The 20,375-nt window shown below is 57.4% G+C and carries 23 protein-coding genes; 15 read left to right on the forward strand and 8 right to left on the reverse strand.

Features of this window, described 5'->3' with window-relative positions; genetic code table 11:
- The first annotated feature begins 73 nt into the window (after positions 1–73).
- From AC2FJV_RS05375 to AC2FJV_RS05385, 3 genes are read left to right on the forward strand one after another with little or no spacing between them, the layout of a single operon-like run.
- On the forward strand, positions 74–277 hold the full coding sequence (locus tag AC2FJV_RS05375; RefSeq protein WP_271947413.1) for a DUF2061 domain-containing protein: 204 nt from the start codon (positions 74–76) through the stop codon (positions 275–277).
- On the forward strand, positions 270–1,154 hold the full coding sequence (locus tag AC2FJV_RS05380) for a fatty acid desaturase (RefSeq protein ID WP_496693443.1): 885 nt from the start codon (positions 270–272) through the stop codon (positions 1,152–1,154). Before AC2FJV_RS05375 ends, AC2FJV_RS05380 begins: the two co-directional genes overlap by 8 nt.
- Positions 1,155–1,175: 21 nt before the next feature.
- The gene (locus tag AC2FJV_RS05385) at positions 1,176–2,078 is read left to right on the forward strand and encodes an EamA family transporter (protein ID WP_496712936.1); all 903 of its coding nucleotides are present in this window, start codon (positions 1,176–1,178) and stop codon (positions 2,076–2,078) included.
- Here AC2FJV_RS05385 and AC2FJV_RS05390 read toward each other — a convergent pair.
- From AC2FJV_RS05390 to AC2FJV_RS05400, 3 genes are all read right to left on the reverse strand, one after another.
- The gene (locus AC2FJV_RS05390; RefSeq protein ID WP_281994523.1) at positions 2,075–3,448 is read right to left on the reverse strand and encodes a DEAD/DEAH box helicase; all 1,374 of its coding nucleotides are present in this window, start codon (positions 3,446–3,448) and stop codon (positions 2,075–2,077) included. The two genes, AC2FJV_RS05385 and AC2FJV_RS05390, sit on opposite strands and share 4 nt — an antisense overlap.
- Positions 3,449–3,632: 184 nt before the next feature.
- Entirely contained in the window at positions 3,633–4,574 is a 942-nt protein-coding gene (locus AC2FJV_RS05395) for a glycosyltransferase family 2 protein (protein ID WP_496712938.1), read from the reverse strand.
- A gap of 18 nt (positions 4,575–4,592) precedes the next feature.
- Positions 4,593–6,200, reverse strand: a complete 1,608-nt coding sequence (locus AC2FJV_RS05400; RefSeq protein WP_281971993.1) for a peptide chain release factor 3 — start codon at positions 6,198–6,200, stop codon at positions 4,593–4,595.
- Positions 6,201–6,309: 109 nt separating this feature from the next.
- Here AC2FJV_RS05400 and AC2FJV_RS05405 point away from each other — a divergent pair, with 109 nt between their 5' ends.
- The 8 genes from AC2FJV_RS05405 to AC2FJV_RS05440 all read left to right on the forward strand — a co-directional run bounded on the left by AC2FJV_RS05405 (position 6,310) and on the right by AC2FJV_RS05440 (position 13,710).
- Positions 6,310–6,672, forward strand: a complete 363-nt coding sequence (locus AC2FJV_RS05405; RefSeq protein WP_142633450.1) for a nuclear transport factor 2 family protein — start codon at positions 6,310–6,312, stop codon at positions 6,670–6,672.
- A 74-nt stretch (positions 6,673–6,746) separates the two neighbouring features.
- Positions 6,747–7,526 carry an SDR family oxidoreductase gene (locus AC2FJV_RS05410; protein ID WP_496688658.1) on the forward strand — a complete coding sequence of 260 codons (780 nt, stop codon included), beginning with the start codon at positions 6,747–6,749 and terminating at the stop codon, positions 7,524–7,526.
- Between the two features lie 2 nt (positions 7,527–7,528).
- Complete coding sequence (locus AC2FJV_RS05415) at positions 7,529–8,641, forward strand: YhaZ family DNA alkylation repair protein (protein ID WP_496712940.1); 1,113 nt, start codon at positions 7,529–7,531, stop codon at positions 8,639–8,641.
- 90 nt (positions 8,642–8,731) lie between these two features.
- Complete coding sequence (locus AC2FJV_RS05420) at positions 8,732–9,778, forward strand: methyltransferase domain-containing protein (RefSeq protein ID WP_496712942.1); 1,047 nt, start codon at positions 8,732–8,734, stop codon at positions 9,776–9,778.
- A gap of 80 nt (positions 9,779–9,858) precedes the next feature.
- Complete coding sequence (locus AC2FJV_RS05425; RefSeq protein WP_185956606.1) at positions 9,859–10,944, forward strand: ABC transporter ATP-binding protein; 1,086 nt, start codon at positions 9,859–9,861, stop codon at positions 10,942–10,944.
- Between the two features lie 121 nt (positions 10,945–11,065).
- The gene (surE, locus tag AC2FJV_RS05430) at positions 11,066–11,848 is read left to right on the forward strand and encodes a 5'/3'-nucleotidase SurE (RefSeq protein WP_496712944.1); all 783 of its coding nucleotides are present in this window, start codon (positions 11,066–11,068) and stop codon (positions 11,846–11,848) included.
- On the forward strand, positions 11,845–12,495 hold the full coding sequence (locus AC2FJV_RS05435) for a protein-L-isoaspartate(D-aspartate) O-methyltransferase (RefSeq protein ID WP_496712946.1): 651 nt from the start codon (positions 11,845–11,847) through the stop codon (positions 12,493–12,495). The genes surE and AC2FJV_RS05435 overlap by 4 nt, the downstream gene beginning before the upstream one ends.
- Before the next feature lie 63 nt (positions 12,496–12,558).
- Entirely contained in the window at positions 12,559–13,710 is a 1,152-nt protein-coding gene (locus AC2FJV_RS05440; protein ID WP_496712948.1) for a peptidoglycan DD-metalloendopeptidase family protein, read from the forward strand.
- Between the two features lie 63 nt (positions 13,711–13,773).
- Here AC2FJV_RS05440 and AC2FJV_RS05445 read toward each other — a convergent pair whose 3' ends face one another.
- Both AC2FJV_RS05445 and AC2FJV_RS05450 read right to left on the reverse strand, forming a co-directional pair.
- Positions 13,774–14,445: a helix-turn-helix transcriptional regulator gene (locus tag AC2FJV_RS05445; RefSeq protein WP_496693449.1), complete on the reverse strand. Its 672-nt coding sequence runs from the start codon at positions 14,443–14,445 to the stop codon at positions 13,774–13,776.
- 21 nt (positions 14,446–14,466) lie between these two features.
- Entirely contained in the window at positions 14,467–14,772 is a 306-nt protein-coding gene (locus AC2FJV_RS05450; protein ID WP_142633465.1) for a hypothetical protein, read from the reverse strand.
- A 219-nt stretch (positions 14,773–14,991) separates the two neighbouring features.
- Between AC2FJV_RS05450 and AC2FJV_RS05455 the strand changes: the two genes are divergently transcribed.
- The 4 genes from AC2FJV_RS05455 to AC2FJV_RS05470 all read left to right on the forward strand — a co-directional run bounded on the left by AC2FJV_RS05455 (position 14,992) and on the right by AC2FJV_RS05470 (position 17,546).
- Complete coding sequence (locus AC2FJV_RS05455) at positions 14,992–15,207, forward strand: twin-arginine translocase TatA/TatE family subunit (RefSeq protein ID WP_142633467.1); 216 nt, start codon at positions 14,992–14,994, stop codon at positions 15,205–15,207.
- Positions 15,208–15,213: 6 nt separating this feature from the next.
- Positions 15,214–15,672, forward strand: coding sequence for a Sec-independent protein translocase protein TatB (tatB, locus tag AC2FJV_RS05460; RefSeq protein WP_496712950.1), 459 nt, complete (start codon positions 15,214–15,216; stop codon positions 15,670–15,672).
- On the forward strand, positions 15,669–16,586 hold the full coding sequence (gene tatC, locus AC2FJV_RS05465) for a twin-arginine translocase subunit TatC (protein WP_142633471.1): 918 nt from the start codon (positions 15,669–15,671) through the stop codon (positions 16,584–16,586). Before tatB ends, tatC begins: the two co-directional genes overlap by 4 nt.
- Positions 16,587–16,703: 117 nt before the next feature.
- Positions 16,704–17,546: an ATP-binding protein gene (locus AC2FJV_RS05470; RefSeq protein ID WP_496693451.1), complete on the forward strand. Its 843-nt coding sequence runs from the start codon at positions 16,704–16,706 to the stop codon at positions 17,544–17,546.
- Between the two features lie 60 nt (positions 17,547–17,606).
- On the opposite strand, the gene AC2FJV_RS05475 is transcribed toward AC2FJV_RS05470, so the two are convergent.
- The 3 genes from AC2FJV_RS05475 to purF form a co-directional block, all read right to left on the reverse strand.
- Positions 17,607–18,251 carry an SDR family NAD(P)-dependent oxidoreductase gene (locus AC2FJV_RS05475; RefSeq protein ID WP_496688285.1) on the reverse strand — a complete coding sequence of 215 codons (645 nt, stop codon included), beginning with the start codon at positions 18,249–18,251 and terminating at the stop codon, positions 17,607–17,609.
- Positions 18,252–18,293: 42 nt separating this feature from the next.
- The gene (locus AC2FJV_RS05480) at positions 18,294–18,542 is read right to left on the reverse strand and encodes a hypothetical protein (protein ID WP_496688283.1); all 249 of its coding nucleotides are present in this window, start codon (positions 18,540–18,542) and stop codon (positions 18,294–18,296) included.
- A gap of 252 nt (positions 18,543–18,794) precedes the next feature.
- On the reverse strand, positions 18,795–20,318 hold the full coding sequence (purF, locus tag AC2FJV_RS05485) for an amidophosphoribosyltransferase (protein WP_281994533.1): 1,524 nt from the start codon (positions 20,316–20,318) through the stop codon (positions 18,795–18,797).
- Positions 20,319–20,375: the final 57 nt, after the last annotated feature.

A 20,375-nucleotide genomic window follows, 5' to 3' on the forward strand; every position in this document is an offset into this window, starting at 1 on the left:
AATCATATTCAGAATGTTCAACCTAATCGATGGGCCGTAATTCTTAAGCCATAACAATATTATGGGTGACGGAATGGAAACACGGCGCAGATCGGTCGTGAAAGCGGTTGTGTGGAACATGATGGGCCTGATCATCATGTCGGTGATCGGGTTGATCGCCACAGGATCCGCCGCGATTGGCGGAACACTGGCCGTGGTGAACACAGCAATCGGTCTGACGCTCTATGTGATTTATGAGAGGGTCTGGGCGGGCATTTCCTGGGGCCGCAATGCTTGAGCGTCCGGGCCCGGAATGGGGCACTTTCACGCTGATGCTGGCCTGTTATGCTGCCTGGTTGGCCGTGATCTTCTTCCTGCCCATCTGGTTAGCGGTTCCAGTGATGGGCGCGGTGGCCGCGTTACATTCATCATTAACGCATGAGGCGCTGCACGGGCATCCTTTTCGCACCAGATGGATGAATGAGGCGCTGATGGCGCTGCCTTTGAGCTTGTTCATCCCATATCAGCGGTTCCGAGACTTACATCTGGCCCATCATCGGGATGCAACGCTGACCGATCCCTATGATGATCCTGAATCAAACTATCTGGACCCAAAAGTTTGGTCGGGGCTAGGCCATTGGCACAGGCGGTTGTTATCGGTGAACAATACTCTGCTGGGGCGGATCGTTTTGGGCCCTGCAATCGGACAGGTTGCCTTTGTCAGGGACGAGTTGCGAGGGGCCGCGCGTGGCGAATGGGACATATTGCGCGCATGGGCTTTGCATATGGCAGGCGTGGTTGCGGTTATCTGGATCGTGACCTTGTCGCCCATGCCGGTCTGGGCCTATGTCCTGTCCGCGTATTTGGGGCTTGGCCTTGTCAAAATACGCACTTTTCTGGAACACCGTGCGCATGAAGATGTGGGGGCAAGAACCGTTATCATCGAAGATCGCGGGATACTGTCTTTTCTGTTTTTGAACAACAATTTACATGTAGTTCATCATCTGAACCCGCGTACCCCCTGGTATCAACTTCCGAAGATCTACCAGCAGGGTAAAGAGGGCTATCTGGCCACGAATAAGGCCTATGTATACCCTTCATATGCCGATGTTTTCCGGGCGTATTTCTGGAAGGTAAAAGACCCGGTGGCGCATCCGCTCTGGCCAAAGGGTTGATTTGCGGCCACAAAAGGCGGCATGAGCCTCTGGATACCTGTCACTATCGCCGCCGCAACGTTTCAGACGGTGCGGTTCATGCTGCAAAAATCGCTGAGCAGTGTAAAGCTGACGGCCGCCGGGGCGACATTTGCCCGGTTTGCCTATTCAATCCCGCTGGTTCTAATCGCTCTGATCGTGGCGCTGCAGTTGACGGGGTATTCCTTGCCACCGTTGACCGCCCGGTTCTGGGTGTTTGCCACCATTGGAGGAACGGCTCAGATCCTTGCCACGATCTGTGTCGTCGCCTTGTTCAAACAGCGCAATTTTGCTGTCGGCATAACTTTTAAGAAAACCGAAGTAATCCAGACCGCCATCGTTGGTTTTCTGGTCCTGGGCGATCAGGTCTCGTCCTGGTCGCTTGGTGCGATCTTTCTGGGGCTGACGGCTGTGTTGCTGCTGTCGAAAAGTCCCGGTGGAGACGGGGCGTGGTGGCGACATCTGACGAACCGGGCCTCGCGGCTTGGCCTGGGATCAGGTGTGCTGTTTGCGTTTTCCTCGGTCAGTTATCGGGGTGCCTCGCTTGAACTGGGCGAGATTGATGCGTGGTTTCGGGCACTTGTGACGCTGGCAGTCGTTGTCTCGCTCCAGTTCGTCAGCATGGGCCTGTGGCTGTTGTGGCGAGACAGGGCCGAGCTGCGCGCCGTGTGGCAGACACGCCGAACAGGCGTATTTGTCGGACTGACCAGCCTGTGCGGATCGTTCTGCTGGTTCTTGGCATTCACCTTGCAAAACGCCGCCTACGTCAAGGCTCTGGGGCAGGTCGAGCTGATCCTCAGCCTGTTCGCGTCGATCTTGTTTTTCCGCGAAACCATTACCCGGCGCGAGATCGCCGGGATGACGTTATTGGGCGCATCAATTCTGGCGTTGGTTTTGTCTATTTAACCCGTGCGGCGTTCGTCGAAGCTGAGCGCGATAAAGCTGGGCAGGTGATCGCCCATTCCCACGACCGAAGGACCGTTGTCAGCGCGCCGTCCACGGCCTCTGACTTCTTTATCCTTCTTGCGATCTTCTCTTTTATCGTCGCTTTTGGGGGCCTCTGTTGGCCGGACTTCTGTTGGCCGGGCCTTTTTCTCGGGCTTTGGCCTCTCGGGTTTCGGCTCTTCCTTTACCGGATTGTCCAAGCGAGGAATTTCTTTTTGAATCAGCTTCTCGATCGCGGCCAATGCTTTTTCATCGCGTCCCGAACAGATAGTGATCGCTTTGCCTTCGCGTCCGGCGCGACCTGTACGGCCGATCCGGTGCACATAATCCTCGGGGTGGCCGGGGACGTCGAAATTGATCACATGACTGACCGAGGGCACATCCAATCCGCGCGCTGCAACGTCCGAGGCGACAAGCAGGCGTAGTGTTCCGTCACGGAAACCGTCCAGTGTTTTCGTCCGTTGTGACTGATCGAGATCGCCATGGATCGCGGCAGCATCATAGCCGTATTTCTTCAGCGATTTCGCACAGATATCCACATCGGTCTTACGATTGCAGAAGATGATCGCGTTGGTGCATTTTTCGCCCTCGGAGTCGATCAGCGAACGCAGGACCTGGCGCTTGGCGCTGGCCTCGCGGTCACGGCGACCACCTTTGAACATGACCACACTTTGCTCGATGGTTTCCGAGGCCGTTGCCTGACGGGCAACTTCGATCCGGGTTGGGGCCGACAGGAATGTATCGGTGATCCGCTCAATCTCGGGCGCCATGGTGGCTGAGAAGAACAGCGTTTGGCGTGTGAACGGCGTCAGCGAAAAAATGCGTTCGATATCGGGGATAAAGCCCATATCCAACATTCGGTCGGCCTCATCCACCACCATGATCTGGACGCCGGTCAACAGCAGTTTGCCGCGTTCGAAATGGTCCAGCAGACGACCCGGTGTAGCGATCAGAACGTCGACGCCACGGTCGATCAGCGCATCTTGCTCCTTAAAGCTGACGCCGCCGATCAACAGCGCTTTGGTCAGTTTCAAGTGCTTTGAGTAGGTATCGAAATTCTCGGCCACCTGCGCGGCCAGTTCCCGCGTCGGACACAGCACCAGCGACCGCGGCATGCGCGCACGTGCGCGGCCACGGGCCAGCAATGTGATCATCGGTAGCGTGAAGCTGGCGGTTTTGCCTGTACCGGTCTGGGCGATACCCAGAACGTCCTTGCCCTCAAGCGCGGGTGGGATTGCGCCTTCCTGGATCGGTGTTGGCGTTTCGTATCCGGCTTCCTCAATGGCTTTGAGGACCTTCGGGTTCAGGTTCAGTTCGTTAAACTTTGTCATGTATGTCCGGTTGTTGCGGACACTAAAACCTGGCCCGCGCGTAAAGAATGTGCCGGGCCCGGATGGCCATGCGATATTTTGTGCATTTCGGCTTGGCGGGACATAACAAAATCACGGGGCAGGGTCAAATGAAGTCACTTTTATGCTGCGACACCGGCTGACCATGCGGATTTATCGCAACAATTCAGGTACTTCCGGGGAAATGTTTCGCGACTTTTCCATCCAAATCCAGCGGACGGTGCTTAATCAGCCCAAACTTTTCGAGGCGGGTGCGAACTTCTTGGTCGGCGCCACTGATTTCATCATAGAAAGCCCGCAGGCCGTGAGCCCCATCTTCTTCTTCGATCCAGCTCAGTAATTCATTCATGTTCATCCCGCCTTGTTCGCGCGGAACATTGGGTGACATGCCTGGCTGATACGAGCCCTTTTCGAACCGGAACCGATAATGGGCTAGCCAATGATCCCAGTCAGGTGCATGACGGTGGCATAGATCAACCTGGGGCAGCTCGACCTTGGTCGGGAGGATTTCGCCATCCTGAAACAGATTGTGAATCCGGAAATTGATCTGAGGTAAGCCTTTGCGAACAAACAGTTTACCCTGAACATGGCTGAGGAATCCAGCAAGAACAAATCCGCCAAAATTCGGATATAGTGCCTGAACGATCCCATCACGGCCCTGACCAGCGGGGATATAGGCTTTGTACAGGTCTTCGGTTCCGCCCACGGGCTCGATCGGACGAACGCGCACCGCTGGGATATGTTGCGGAATCTCCGCTAATATCGCGCCAAGGTCGGATTGCGGCCAGAGGAACTCGTCCAGATCAATATGGGCAAGCCAGTCGACCTCAGCCTTTCTGTAAGTAAAGCTGGCATTTGCGGTTTGCCGGACCTGATGTTTGTCGGGCCTCTCGCGCTTTCGGTTCGCCCAGTACCCTTCGTCGCAGTTGCGTATTTCGATCCGTGGGTGGCGGTTCAGGGCGTTGAACGCAGCCGGGCAGGGCTCGTCCAGATACAGATACATCCGGTCGGCCCCGAGATCGAGGTGATAGGCCGCAAACCGAAGTATGTCCGGGGCCGAGCCCCGGATCGTTGATACAATGCCCCAGCTTGGGACATTATCCGGCATATGAAGCTCGTGACCCTGTCACGCCATCATCTCTTTGGTGGCGGTCAGGTTCAGGTCGGGATAGTCCCGCACGACCCGGTCGATGTCCCACTGCAGGCGAGTCAAATAGACGATGTCGCCGTCATGATCATGAGCGATGTGCTGCTTGTTGGCATTGACGAATTTCTCGACCTCAGCCTTTTCACCACTGACCCAGCGGGCGGAGGTGAACTGAGACGCCTCGAACCGTACCGGCAGGCCGTATTCCATCTCAATCCGGCTGGCCAGAACCTCGAATTGCAGTGCGCCAACGACGCCGACGATAAAGCCCGATCCGATCGACGGTTTGAACACCTTGGCCGCGCCTTCCTCGGCGAATTGCATCAGGGCTTTTTCCAGATGCTTGGCTTTCATCGGATCGCCCGGGCGCACGGTCTGCAGCAGTTCCGGCGCAAAGGAGGGGATGCCGGTTACCCGGATCGCTTCGCCCTCGGTCAGCGTGTCGCCGATGCGCAGCTGGCCGTGGTTTGGGATGCCGATGATGTCTCCGGCCCAGGCCTCTTCGGCCAGTTCCCGGTCGGATGCAAGAAACAGCACAGGGTTCGAGATTGCCATCGGCTTTTTCGATCGAACATGGGTCAGCTTCATGCCGCGTTTGAAATGGCCCGAGGCCATGCGCACAAATGCCACCCGGTCGCGGTGCTTGGGGTCCATGTTTGCCTGAACCTTGAAGACAAATCCGGACACTTTCTTTTCTTCCGGTGCGATCTGGCGGGGTTCCGCGGACTGTACCTGCGGCTGTGGACCATAGGCGCCGATGCCTTCCATCAGTTCCTTGACGCCGAACGAGTTGATTGCCGAGCCGAACCAGATCGGGGTCATGTGGCCTTCCAATACCGCTTGGGGGTCAAGCGCGGGCAGCAATTCGCGTGCCATCTCAACCTCTTCCAGCAGCTTCTCAAGCAGGTGCTCGGGCACATGTTCGGCCAGCTTGGGGTCGTCCAACCCGTTGATCTGGATGCTTTCGGCCACCTTGTTGCGGTCGGCGCGGTCCATCAGCTCTAACCGGTCGCGCAGCATGTCATAACAGCCGATAAAGTCGCGACCTACACCAATGGGCCACGCGGCGGGTGTGACATCGATGGCCAGCATTTCCTGAATCTCGTCGATGATTTCGAACGTATCGCGGCTTTCGCGGTCCATCTTGTTACAGAAGGTCAGGATCGGCAGGTCGCGCAGGCGGCAGACCTCAAACAGTTTCTGGGTCTGGCTTTCCACACCTTTCGCGCCGTCGATCACCATCACGGCCGCGTCCACTGCGGTCAGAGTGCGATAGGTATCTTCCGAGAAATCGCTGTGGCCGGGCGTGTCCACCAGATTGAACCGGAAGTTTCCATAGTCGAAGGACATGGCCGAGGCTGAGACCGAGATCCCGCGATCCTTCTCCATCTGCATGAAATCCGAACGTGTCCGCCGTGCCTCACCCTTGGCGCGCACCTGACCGGCCATCTGAATGGCACCGCCATAAAGCAGGAACTTTTCAGTCAGCGTCGTCTTGCCCGCATCCGGGTGCGAGATGATGGCAAATGTCCGGCGCCGGGCGATCTCGGGCGGCAAGGTGGGTTGGTTCGTGGCGGTATCAAGCATAGTCGCGCGTATAGGCGGGGAATTCTGCCGAAGCAAGACAAAGAGGCTGGTTCGAATCGTCTGCCTGTGGCAATAAGAACATATAGTGAACAGATAATGGAGAGGATCAATGAATTTGAAAGAAATCGCCGATGAGCTGGTGGCGGGATGCCGGGAAAACCGGGCCAAGGCCAATCTGGATAAGCTGTATGCGGCAGATGCCGTTTCGGTTGAGGCCGTCGATGCATCCGGTATGGGACGCGAGGCGCATGGGCGCGACGCGATCCGTGGCAAGCACGATTGGTGGGAGAGTTCGACCGAAGTGACGGGCGGAAACGTCAGTGACCCGATGGTGCATGGCGAAGACCGTTTTGCCGTGATCTTTGAGGTGCAGGGCAAGTTCAAGGAAAGCGGTGAGAGCTTCGATATGCGCGAAGTTGCGCTGTATCACGTCGCGGATGGCAAGATCGTCCGGGAAGAGTTCTTCTACTAACCCCTTGTCATCAATCTGTCTTCCCTATCTGCTGGGTGCAAGACATGCGGATAATCACAGATGGGGAGGAACAGATGGATCTGGGAATAGGTGGAAAGCGCGCGCTGGTCTGTGCCAGCAGCAAAGGTTTGGGTCTGGGCTGCGCCGAGGCTCTGGCGGCGGCTGGTGTGAATCTGGTGATGAACGCGCGAGGGGCCGACGCGTTAGAGGCTGAAGCCGCGCGTTTGCGTTCGGAATTTGGTGTCGATGTGCAGAGTGTTGCGTGTGATGTGACCTCGGAGGAGGGGCAGGCGCAAGTGATCGCTGCCGCGCAGGGCGTTGATATTCTTGTGACAAATGCTGGCGGTCCGCCTCCGGGCCTGTGGTCGGATTGGCAGCGCGAGGACTTCATCAAGGCGTTGGATGCCAACATGCTGACCCCGATTGCCTTCATGAAGGCCCTGTTGCCCGGCATGATGGATAAGGGCTGGGGCCGGGTGGTGAATATCACCTCGCAATCCGTACGGGCGCCGATTGCCGTTCTTGGCCTGTCTAATGCGGCACGGACCGGGCTAACCGGATATGTGGCCGGAACGTCCAGGCAGGTCGCACCGCATGGTGTGACAATCAATAACCTGTTGCCGGGGATACATGCGACGGATCGAGCGGATTCTCTGGACGGTGGTGTGGCTGCGCAGCAAGGCATTTCCGTTGACGAGGCACGCGCGCAGCGTGAGGCAACCATCCCCACGCGCCGCTATGGCTCGCGGCAGGAGTTCGGGGCAACCTGCGCGTTTCTGTGTTCGCAGCATGCGGGCTTTATCGTCGGCCAGAACATCCTGTTGGATGGTGGCGCGACCAATCTGACGATGTGACCATGGCGCAAGGGTTTTCACTGAAGGATCAGTTGTTTAATGCAGAAAAGACCGGCTATCTGGCGAGGCTTTTTGCCGAGGCTGATCCAGGGTTCGATGCACAGGCGTTTCAAACGCAGGTGATGTCACGCCTTCTCGAGCTTGAGTTGAAAGAGCGGATGGCGTGGATCGCCGAATGCCTGCAGCAACAGGTTCCGGGTGAGCTGCCAACTGTCGCTCCGACCCTTTTACGGGCCTTGCCGCCGCCGCTGGATCCGAACAAGACCGACGACGATTTTGGCGATTTCATCTTTGCGCCGCTGGGGGATTGGGTCGTGAATGTCGGCCTTGATCACCCCGACCTCGCGCTGGACGTGCTGGCTGAACTGACGCAGAGGTTTTCGATGGAATGGGCCATTCGCCCATTTCTCAATCGCCACCCCGAACACGTCATGGAGCGGCTGGAGGATTGGTGCGGACATGACAGCTATCACGTGCGGCGTCTGGTGTCCGAAGGAACACGCCCGCGTTTGCCATGGGGGCAGGCGGTGGGGCTGGAATTAACAGATCCGCTGCCTCTGCTGGATCGGCTACATCAGGACCAAACGCGCTATGTGACGCGGTCGGTGGCCAACCATCTGAACGACATCTCCAAAAAAGACCCGGATCTGGTACTGGACCGCCTGCAGGGCTGGTCTCGTTCACAGCGTCAAGACGCGGACGAGCTGCGGTGGATGACCTCTCATACCCTGCGCGGTCTGGTTAAGGCCGGGCACCCACGCGCGATGAAGATGCTGGGATATGACCCTGATGCCGATATACAGGTCTCGGTTATGGTAAATGGGCAGGCAAAGATTGGCGGCGCGCTTGAGTTTGATGTTTCATTGGCTGGTGAGGTGAACCAACCCGTTTTGATTGATTATATCATCCATTTTCAAAGACCTGGCGGCAAAAAATCGGCTAAAGTTCACAAGCTGAAACAGGCCGCGCTAAGGAATGGAAACCTGACCTTGAGCAAAAAGCACAAGCTCAAAGGCGATGCGACCACGTTCAGGCTTGTTCCCGGCGCACATCTTCTGGAGATTCAGGTGAATGGCCGGGTGCGCGCGGATCTGGATTTTGAGCTGCTGGACTAGCTCAACCTTTCGTCAGATTGCTCGGCTTTTGATTGCACGGTGCGCGGTGCTGGGTTAGCTCAACATCAGTCAGATCAGGGGATGACAGCGATGAAGCATGAATCGGTGCAGAACTATTATGGCGAGGTCCTGCAAAGCAGCGCGGACCTGCAGACCAACGCGTGTTGTACGCACGACGATATGCCGGATCATCTGAAAAAAATCCTCGCCAAGGTCCATGATGACGTGCTGACCCGCTATTACGGCTGCGGGCTGATCGCGCCGCTGGATCTGGAAGGGATGAGGATCCTTGATCTTGGCTGTGGCGCGGGTCGGGATGTATACGCCCTGTCTGCCATGGTGGGCGAGAAAGGGCGCGTGGTCGGCGTGGATATGACGCCCGAGCAGTTGGATATCGCCCGCGCGCATCAGGATTATCACGCCGAAACCTTTGGATATGCCCAAAGCAACGTGGAATTCCATCACGGCTACATCGAAAAGCTGGATGAACTGGACTTAAAGGCGGGGTCTTTCGATATCATCGTTTCGAACTGCGTGATCAACCTGGCCACCGATAAGGAGGCAGTTCTGTGCGGTGCGCACCGCCTGCTTAAGGACGGCGGAGAGATGTATTTCTCGGACGTTTATGCGGATCGTCGCGTACCGCAGGCAATGGCCGAGGATGAGGTTCTGTATGGCGAGTGTCTGTCCGGTGCGCTGTACTGGAATGACTTTCTGTCGATGTCTCGCAAAGCCGGTTTCGGCGACCCGCGTCGAGTCACGCACCGCCCCTTGACCATCGAAAACCCGGTTCTTGAGGACCGCGTGGCACCGCTCAAATTCCTGTCAGCCACCTATCGTCTGTTCAAGTTACCTGCGTTGGAACCCGCCTGCGAAGATTATGGTCAGGCCGTGATCTATAAGGGCACTGTGCCCAATGCGGCGCACATATTTGAGCTGGATGACCACCACGCAATCGCGACGGATAAGGTGTTTCCGGTGTGCGGCAACACATGGATGATGCTCAAAGACACGCGGTTTGCGCGGCACTTTGAGTTCATCGGTGATTTCTCAACCCATTTCGGCATCTTCGAAGGCTGCGGTGGTGAAAGCCCATTTGAGGTGACCGGGCAGGCCGAAACGGGCGGCTGCTGCTGATCCCTTGCACCCAAAGGGAGGGGTTGCTATCCCCGCCCAAGCCCGATTGATTTGATCGGGTAAGGCTACGGGGTTCATCGGTGACAGTAAACGCAACTCCTCCGCGTCTGGAAATTCGCAATCTGGTCGCCCGGTACGAAGGTCGGGTGGTGGTTGATGACGTCTCGCTGACCGTGCAAGCGGGGCAGGTGACATGCCTGTTGGGGCCGTCAGGGTGCGGCAAGTCGACGACGCTGCGGATGATTGCCGGTGTCGAGATGCAAGAGACAGGCCAGATCTATGTCGATGGCAAGCTGATCTGCGATACGGTGTTCCGTGTCCCGCCTGAGCGGCGCGAGATTGGCCTGATGTTTCAGGACTTTGCCCTGTTCCCACATCTTAGCGTAGCTGACAATGTTGCCTTTGGCCTGAAGGGTAGCAAAGATGAAAAACGCGCACGCGTGGATGAGTTGCTGGCCAAAGTCGACCTGATGCGTTTCGCAGACAGCTTTCCACATCACTTGTCGGGCGGTGAGCAACAGCGGGTGGCTCTGGCGCGCGCATTGGCCCCACGCCCCCGGATCATGTTGATGGATGAGCCGTTTTCGGGGCTCGATAACCGGTTACGCGATGGAATTCGGGATGAAACTCTGGCGATCCTCAAGGAAGAGGACGCCGCAGTCCTGTTGGTTACCCATGAACCCGAAGAGGCAATGCGTATGGCCGATGAGATCGCCCTGATGCGCCGTGGCAGAATCGTTCAGCAGGGTGCGCCTTACAACGTCTACACCCGTCCTGCGGACAAAGCTGCAGTTGCATTCTTTAGCGATATAAATGTGTTAGGCGCGCAAGTTAACGGAGCTTTGGCCGATACGCCATTTGGTCAGTTTCTTGCTCCGGGTGTGCCGGATGGAACGAATGTTGAGATTGTATTTCGGCCTCAGCACGTCCGTTTGGATTTTGATCGCAATGGCAAAGGTCCACTGCCGACACCGACGGACGGGGTAGCCGCGCGTGGTGTGGTCGAACGGGCGCGTTTTCTGGGCAACGAAAGCTTGATTGAATTCCGTATGGACTATGATGATTCAATCTTGAAAGCGACCGTTCCCAACGTGTTTGTCCCGCAAGCGGGGCGGGTCATGTGGCTGACCATTCGCCGCGATCGGTGCTTTGTATTCCCCAAATAGGGTCTAAAACTGCAGTTTAGGCGCAAGTGGTGCGTGAAAGCCTCAGATTGCGCCTGCGGGTTGCTTGCCGCAGTGCGGGGCTGGGTCTATCAAGGAAAAAACGCTGCGGTGGATGGGGCATATGCGTATTCTTTTAACCAATGATGACGGTATCAATGCGCCGGGACTTATCGCACTCGAGGCGATTGCTGCCGATCTGGCCGGACCGGGCGGTGAAGTCTGGGTCGTTGCGCCCGCTTTCGAGCAATCCGGCGTGGGGCATTGCATCAGCTACACGCACCCGATGATGGTTGCCAAGCTGGGAGAACGCCGTTTTGCTGCGGAAGGATCACCAGCTGATTGTGTCTTGGCTGGTTTGCACGATGTGATGAAGGACGCGCCGCCTGATTTGGTGTTGTCCGGTGTGAACCGCGGGAACAATTCAGCCGAGAACACGCTGTATTCCGGCACAGTCGGCGGCGCGATGGAGGCCGCCTTACAAGGCATCCCCGCGATTGCGCTGTCGCAATATTTCGGTCCGCGCAATCTGGGTCTGGATGACCCGTTCGAGTCCGCGACCCGATTTGGTGCTGAACTGGTACGTAAGATACTGGGCGCGGCGCCGGCAGAACAAGGCGATTACCGTTTGTTTTACAACGTCAATTTCCCCCCAGTGCCTGCGAATGAAGTACTGGGCACCCGGATTGCCCCTCAGGGTTATCGGCGTGACACACATTTCTCGGTCGAGCCGCACAGCTCACCTTCGGGGCGGCGGTTTCTGTGGATCAAGGGCGGGTATCAACACAACCCGACTGCACCTGGGACGGATGCTGCCGTCAATCTGGCAGGCTATATCTCGGTCACACCAATGCGTGCGGATCTGACGGCGCATGACGCGCTGGAAGCGTTAAAGTCGATCGAATGAGCGGACTGGACCCTGAAACAACCATGCAGTTCCTGTTTGCCCTGCGCTCGCGCGGGGTGACGGATGCACGCGTGCTGGCAGCAATGGAGCAGATAGATCGCGGCAGATTTGTCAAAGGCCTGTTTGCAGAACGCGCCTATGAGGATACGCCGCTGCCGATTACGTGCGGCCAGACGATCAGCCAACCGTCTGTCGTTGGGCTGATGACGCAGGCGCTGGAAGTACGTCCGCGTGATACCGTGCTCGAGATCGGGACGGGATCGGGCTATCAGGCCGCGATCCTGTCGAAACTGGCACGCCGGGTATATACGGTCGAGCGTCATAAGCGACTTGTGCGCGAAACCGGCCAGTTGTTCCGTGATTTGGGGCTGACGAATGTGACGGCAATGTTGTCGGATGGTTCGTTTGGTTTGCCCGAGCAAGCCCCGTTTGATCGTATCATCGTGACCGCAGCTGCCGAGGACCCGCCCGGGCCGCTCTTGGCGCAGCTCAAAATCGGCGGTATCATGGTCTTGCCGGTGGGGCAGTCGGATACGGTCCAGACGTTGATCAGGGTCCGACGCACCGAATCCGGTTTGGACTATGACGAATTGTTGCCTGTCCGTTTTGTGCCCTTGTTAGAAGGGCTTGGGAAGGATGGAGCTTAAAGGAATATTCTGCAAAATGCGCCGGAACCCCGATGAACAAGGGCAGGTGTCGAGGACAATAAAATGAGAGCAGTTTCCAAATCAGCAATGCGCCGCTGTGCGTTAGGAGTGGCTAGCCTTGCAATCCTGGCTGGGTGCGAAGGGCCGCTGGACTATGATCTTCGCGGACAGGTAGGCGGTTTTTCCACCGCCGAAGCAGCACAGTCGGCGACGACCAACCGGCCCGCACCGGATGCCAGGGGTGTCATCACATATCCGACCTATCAAGTGGCGATTGCTCGCCGCGGCGACACTGTCAGAGACTTGGCCGCAAGGGTTGGCTTGCCTGAAGGAGAGCTGGCGCGTTTCAATGGTCTAATGCCTACAGATACCCTGCGCGAGGGCGAAGTTGTGGCACTGCCCCAGACGGTCGGTTCCGCAAGCTCTGTCGATATTGCGACGATAGCTGGTACTGCAATCGACGAAGTCCCCGCAAATGGCTCGGTCCGTACATCAACGCTTGAACCCGCAAAACCTGCGGCGGCACCGGCACCAACCGGTCCCGAACCGATCCGCCACAAGGTGAAACGTGGTGAAACGGCATTTACAATTTCACGCCTCTATGACGTTCCCGTTGAGGCGCTGTCAGACTGGAATGGATTGGATTCCGATTTTACCGTCCGCGAAGGCCAGTTCCTTCTGATCCCGGTGAAAAGCCAATCCGCACCGCGCAAAGCTGCTGTGCCTGCAACGAATGTGACTCAGCCCGGTCAGGGGTCTCCGACACCGACGCCGCCCAGTGCTACGCAGCCCTTGCCTGACGAAACCATTTCCCCGGCCACTCCGGCGCCTGATGTGACCGCCGAGGCACCAACAAACCAAAGCAATTCGGCGCTTGGGCTTCCTGTGAACGGTACGATTATCCGCACCTATCAAAAGGGAAAGAACGAGGGGATCGACATCGCAGCGGCCGCAGGATCGCCTGTAATGGCGGCAGAGGCGGGAACTGTTGCGGCGATCACTGCTGATGCAGATCAGGTTCCGATCATCGTTGTTAAACACAACAGTGATCTGCTGACCGTCTATGCCAATGTGGCAGATATCACGGTCAAGAAAGGGGATCGCGTGCGACGAGGGCAGAAGATTGCCTCGCTACGGAGCGGGGACAACGCCTATGTCCATTTCGAAGTGCGCAAAGGCTTCGAATCTGTAGATCCAGAGCCCTATCTGAAATGATAAGAATGGCCCCGTCAGGGCCATGCCGCTGGCAGGGATAATCCCAACCCGATGACGGCAGGGTTAAGCGTATGGGTCGTAATCGCTCAGACGCTTTCCCGGCTCGTCTGCAAAAATCTCGGGCAGGGGAAGGACGGTTTCGATCAGGTCAATTCGGAAGACCCGGAAACCATCGCGGAGTTCACACCAGGAAGTCAGCGTCCAGACTCGTCCCCAATACTCCATATGCAATGGCCGAATGGTGCGCTCGGTCAGCACGCCGTCGATCCTGCGGTAACTCAGACGTAATTTTTGTCGTGATTTGATGGCGGCGCGGATCGGGGCCATATGCGCCAGCCCGCGTGCGGCATCGGCAAAGGGGTATACCGCAAATTTCCAGCTGTCAGCCTCGGCAATCACCTGTGTCGGCAGCACTGCGTCGATCTTTTCAGCCAAAGACTCGGCGGCGGTTTTCAAGTCGGGGTCGGCGGCCTCGGCCACGATTGCCATGCCAAGGTTCAGCGCTTCCAGTTCGGCCGGGGTCAAATTCAGCGGCGGCAGGGTGATCTGCTCACGCACCATATAACCCACGCCGCGCTCACCTTCGACCGGAACGCCCGAGGCGGCCAACGTATCCATGTCGCGATAGATCGTGCGGACCGACACCTCGAGCCGATCCGCAATGTCCTGCGCACGGTGCAGTTTGCCGTCGCGCAGGATCTGGATGATGTCGAACAGGCGGTCAGTGCGGCGCATGACACGCCGTTCTGACCGCGATCAGGCGGTCATGTTCCATAGCACGTTCTCGTGGCGCATCTGCATGCCTTCGGGGTTGATCGCGGCGATCAGTGCGGGCGCAAAACCCTGCTGCGGGAACTGCGCAGCTGCGTCCTGTGCGGCCTTCATATCGGTCCAGATCACGTAGTCAGTCCAGCGCCCGTCTTCGCCTTGACTGAGTTGACGATGGGCAAACCCCGGAGCTGCGCGTACAAAGGCTTCGGACGCTTGGCTGAGTTTTACGAACTCTTCCGGGGTTGTCCCGTTGGCGAGGGTGAAGGTGACGATTTCTGCAACATGGGTCATGTGAATCTCCGTTGACCAGGTTTCGATACCGCCTACCTAGCCCCTATCAACTGACACAAACCTGTCAGTTGATCAATCCGAGGCCGTAAAAAACATCGGATCGGATCAAATTTGAACGCAGATTTGAACCAACTCACTTTTGCAGGCGGGCCAGCGGGCGTAGACACGGACCCAGATCACATTTCCGGCGTACGGCGCCGACGTTATAGGAGAAGAGAGATGCTCAACAATATTGGCCTTCCCGGCATTCTGCTGATCGCAGTTGTGGTTCTGGTGCTATTCGGCCGTGGCAAAATCAGCTCGTTGATGGGCGAAGTGGGCAAAGGCATTACGTCATTCAAGAAGGGCGTCAAAGAAGGCGCAGAGGAACTGGATCAGGACGCATCCGAGCTGGCCAAGGACGTCACGCCCGAGACCGACAAAGACAAGGTCTGATCTGGTATGTTTGATCTGGGCTGGACCGAGCTTCTGGTCATCGGCGTCGTTGCCCTGATCGTTGTGGGGCCAAAGGATCTGCCGGTTTTGTTCCGTAATGTCGGTCGTTTTGTCGGCAAGGCCCGTGGCATGGCGCGCGAATTCAGCAGTGCCATGAACGAGGCGGCGGATCAGGCCGGTGTAAATGACATCAAAAAAGGTCTCAACGCGGCCACTAACCCTGTAGGCAGCGCCATGGATGGTGTGAAAGAAGCCGCGCAGGACCTGGCCAAAAGTATCGACCCCACCAAGTTCGACCCCGATAGCGAGACCGGTAAGCTGGCCACCGAACGGGCCGAGCAGGCCAAGAAGATTCAGGCCTCGACCGCACGTGCTGCGGCTGAGCGTAAGGCGAAAGAAGCCGCCGAAGCGATGGCCAAGGCTGAAGAGGCCGAAGCCGCGCTGAAAACCGAAGGCAAATCATGACCGACACAGACGAGATCGAAGACAGCTCGGCCCCATTGATCGAGCATCTGGCGGAACTGCGCACCCGGCTGATCCGCGCGGTCATTGCCTTTGTAATAGGCATTGTCCTGGCCTTTACGGTCGCGGAACCGATCCTGCAATTCCTGGTCCAACCAATCGAGGCAACGCTGCGCGATCTGGGCGATCCGTCTCCGACTTTGCAATATACCTCGCCACAGGAATATCTGTTTACGCTGTTCCGAATTTCGATGGTGTTTGGGTTTGCGCTGGCCTTCCCGGTGATCTCCTATCAACTCTGGCGCTTTGTGGCGCCCGGTCTGTACAGGTCTGAGAAGGGCGCTTTCCTGCCATTCCTGGTCGCCTCGCCGTTCATGTTCCTGCTTGGGGCATCATTTGCACAATTCGTGGTAACGCCGCTGGCCATGCAGTTCTTTTTGGGCTTTGCGGATGTCAGTTCGATTTTCGCCAATCTGTTGTCGGCGACTACCGGAGATGTTCCAGAAGAGATCGTGGTTGTGCCCGAAACCACCGAGGGCGTGAAGATCACGTTCTTCGGCAAGGTGAATGAATCGCTGGATATCACGCTGAAATTCATCCTTGCCTTTGGCCTGTGTTTCCAACTGCCTGTGCTGCTGACCCTAATGGGCAAGGCCGGTCTGGTCAGCGCCGAAGGTTTGGGCAGTGTCCGGAAATACGCCATGGTAGGTATTCTGGTGCTTGCTGCCCTTGTGACACCGCCAGACGTGATCACTCAGATCATCCTGTTTGTCGTGGTGTATGGTCTTTATGAGGTGTCGATCTTCCTTGTCGCCCGAGTTGAGAGAAAGCGCGAGGCCGAGCTGCGCGCAGAAGGATACTATGACGACGAAGAAGAGGCTGATGCCGATATCATCCACGAAGAAGACGGCAAATAAAGCTGCGATCAAGCAATGAACAGGCGCGCCCAGCCCGGCGCGCCTTTTTCATGCGCCGCTCTTGTCGCGCCGGGCGGAACATGGTTTGAGACCCTCCAAACACGACCGGAGGCCCCAATGGATACACAAGCCCTGAACCGTATTGCCGACGCGCTGGATCGCATGGCCCCGGCGCCTTTGGCCGCGCCCGATTTTGCCGCAGCTCCGGCTTTTGTCTGGCATGTCGAACCCGACCGCCTGGAACCGGTTAAGCAGGTCAATCGGGTCGATTTGGATCTCTTGGTGGGTATCAACCGGTCTCGCGATACACTTTTGGACAATACACGCCGCTTTGCCGCTGGATTTAAGGCCAACAATGCACTGCTCTGGGGTGCGCGCGGTATGGGCAAATCCAGCCTTGTCAAAGCGGTCCACGGCACCTTGCAGAACGAACATCCCGATCTGAAACTGGTTGAGCTGCAGCGCGAGGATATGGGCTCGGTCGCGCGTCTGCTGAACCATCTACGCGCCGCGCCGCATCGGTTCATCCTGTATTGTGATGACCTGTCCTTCAGCCACGATGATCAGCACTACAAATCGCTCAAGGCAGTGCTGGACGGTGGCATCGAAGGTCGCCCGGAAAATGTGGTGTTCTACGCCACCTCAAACCGCCGCCACCTGATGCCGCGGGATATGATCGAAAATGAACGTTCCAGCGCCATCAACCCGTCTGAGGCCGTAGAAGAGAAGGTCTCACTGTCGGACCGGTTCGGGCTATGGCTGGGTTTCCATCCTTGCGATCAGGACGAATACCTTGCCATGATCGACCGCTATTGTGCTTCTTACGGCGTCTCGGTCGACGCAAACTCCCTGCGCGCCGAAGCGATCGAATGGCAGGCCACACGTGGTGCGCGCTCGGGCCGTGTTGCATGGCAATTCTTCGTCGATCTGGCCGGAAGAAACGGTGTTCACATCGCGTAATCCGCCGGCTTCATCTGGCTAAAAATACCTCCGCCGGAGGCATGGCCCAATGGGCCATTCCTATAACAGAGCCAGAATGCGCGCCGCTTCATCTGCGGTGCTGGTCAATGCCTCCCGATCCTCACCGGGATGAAACCGGGCACGCACGGCAGTTGGCATGGCAGCCGGTTCCACGATGCTCACACGCGGCCCGGTGCGCTCAGTTTCCAGCGCCCAGCTACGGGCCAGAGCCATCTGCGCCGCCTTGGTGGCACCGTAGATGCCATAGAATTTCTCACCCGCCTTCGGATCATCGAAAAACACCGCATGGCCGGCCTCACCCAGCAAAGGCGCAACATAGGGGATCAGGACCGACGTGGCGGTTGCGTTGGTGTTAATGGCTTTGGTCCATTCCTTGGGGTCAATGAAATGGGTCGGCGTCAGGGCCGAAGTGTGAACCGCAGTATGCAGCCACAGGTCCACCTTGCCCCAGCGATCATGGATGCCACGACACAGAGTGGCCATCGCATTCGGGTCGGCAATATCCATCGGAGCCAGGGTGGCTGAACCGCCCTTTGCTTTGATGCGGTCGTCCAGTTCTTCCAACCCGCCGGTGGTACGGGCGACAGCGACGATGTGGTACTCTGGTGCCAGCGCCTCGGCCAGGGCAGCGCCCAGCCCGCGTGAGGCCCCGGTGATGAGGGCGATTTTAGTCTGATCGGTCATGACTGCGGTTTGAACCCAAGCGTGCAGCGCGTCAAGACAGGATTAGCTGCCTGGGATCGCTATGCGCGTCGTCTGACCGCTTTGTCGCAGCATGATGCCCTCGGCATCAATGGCCACAATAGTACCTGAAGACACACGGCTGCCCAGCTTGACCTCTTTGACCCGGCCAGAAGACATCCGCATCAGCGCGCGCATATCGGCTTTTGGCCCAAACACCCCAAGCAGGGTGACAGAGTTTTTGCTAAGCGCGCCCTGTTGCGTGGCCGCGCTTGTGACGGTTTTGTTTGACATAGAGTGCGGTTGCGGCACGCGGCCCCAACCCCTTTTGATGAGTGGTTGGAGGCGGGCTATCAAACGCAACAAGGGAACAAAAGGTCTGGTGAATTGTCCGTTCCGTCACTTTCAAAAGGCAATCGGTGAACCCATTGCGATTGCATTTCCTTCGCCAAAAAGTTGTGCGCGGAAACTAAGCGAATTTACACCGATGCAGGTCGGAAACCGCCCGGCTTGGACCGGGCAGAGAGCTACCGATTCGCCGGAAACTTATCCCGAAGCCAGCTTCGCCGCATTCCAGGATCCGCCGGGCACCTGCATGTCTTCACGTTTCTTACTAACGCGTGAGCTGCTTTCGAGCGTATCCAGATAGTCTTTGCTGACGCTTCCGGTGATGTATTTTCCGTCAAAACACGAACAGTCGAACGCTTCGATTTCTGGATTTCCTTCCTTGGCGGCCCAGATCAGATCGTCCAGATGCTGATAGATCAGGGCGTCTGCACCGAGCTCTTGCCGGATTTCCTCGACCTCTTTGCCATGGGCAATCAGCTCATGTTTGGTGGGCATGTCGATGCCATAGACATTGGGGTATTTCACCGGCGGTGAGGCGCTGGCAATGTAGACCTTCTTGGCTCCAGCCTCGCGGCACATTTGCACAATCTTCTTGATCGTGTTCCCGCGGACGATGGAATCATCGATCAACAGAACATTGTGGCCGTCAAACTCCAGCGGAACCGCATTCAGTTTGCGGCGCACGGATTTCTGACGTTCGGCCTGACCGGGCATGATGAACGTTCGTCCGACATAGCGGTTCTTTACCAGACCTTCGCGATAGGGAATGCCGGTGATCTTGGCCGCCTCAAGCGCGACCGGGCGGGCGCTGTCTGGGACCGGGATGATCCGATCAATCTCAAGCCCTGATTCCTGGATCTGTTTGGCCAGCGTCTGCCCCATACGCATCTGCGTTTTATAGACAGAGACGCCGTCCAACAGAGAATCCGGACGCGCCAGATAGACATATTCAAAGATACAGGGTGTCAGCTTGCCTTCGACCGCCTGGAATTCGTGCATGTTGCCGTCCAGGTCGATCAGAATCGCTTCGCCAGGGCGCAGGTCGCGCATCTTGTTGAAGCCGTTGATGCCAAAGGCCACATCTTCCGAGGCAAACGCAAAGTCGTCGCCACCGCTTTCGGTTTCGCGGATGGCCACCGAGAGCGGGCGAATTCCGTGCGGGTCGCGGAAGGCCAGCATTCCGACACCTGCAATCAGGCAGATTACCGAATAGGCGCCCTGTACCCGTTCCATCGTCATCTTCACACCGGCAAAGATATTCCGAATGGGCTCGGCGTTGCCATTGACCTTGATTGCGTCAGCAACCTTGTCCGCCAGAACGTTCAGCAGAATTTCCGAATCTGACGTTGTGCGCAGGTGGCGGCTGTATTTTCCGGTGACCTTCTCACGCTGTGCGGCAGTGTTGGTGATATTGCCGTTATGAACCAGGTAGATGCCATACGGGGCATTCACGAAGAACGGCTGCGCCTCGGCCGCGCTGAGCGACCCGGCAGTCGGATAGCGCACATGGCCAATGCCGACCTTTCCAAGCAGGGTATCGGCGTCCTGAGCGTTAAACACGTCCTTGACCAGCCCGTTGGCCTTCTTTTCGCGGAAGAACTCTCCGGTATACGTGACGATACCCGATGCATCCTGACCCCGGTGCTGTAGCATCAGAAGCCCGTCATAGATTTCCGCAAACACATCATGTGTTCTGCTTGCGATCCCCAAAATCCCACACATGTACGGGCTCCAAATTACTATGACGATTTAAGTTGTGGCGGTGTTCGGAACATCAGC

This window comes from Ruegeria sp. CDSA241, from assembly GCF_059611265.1.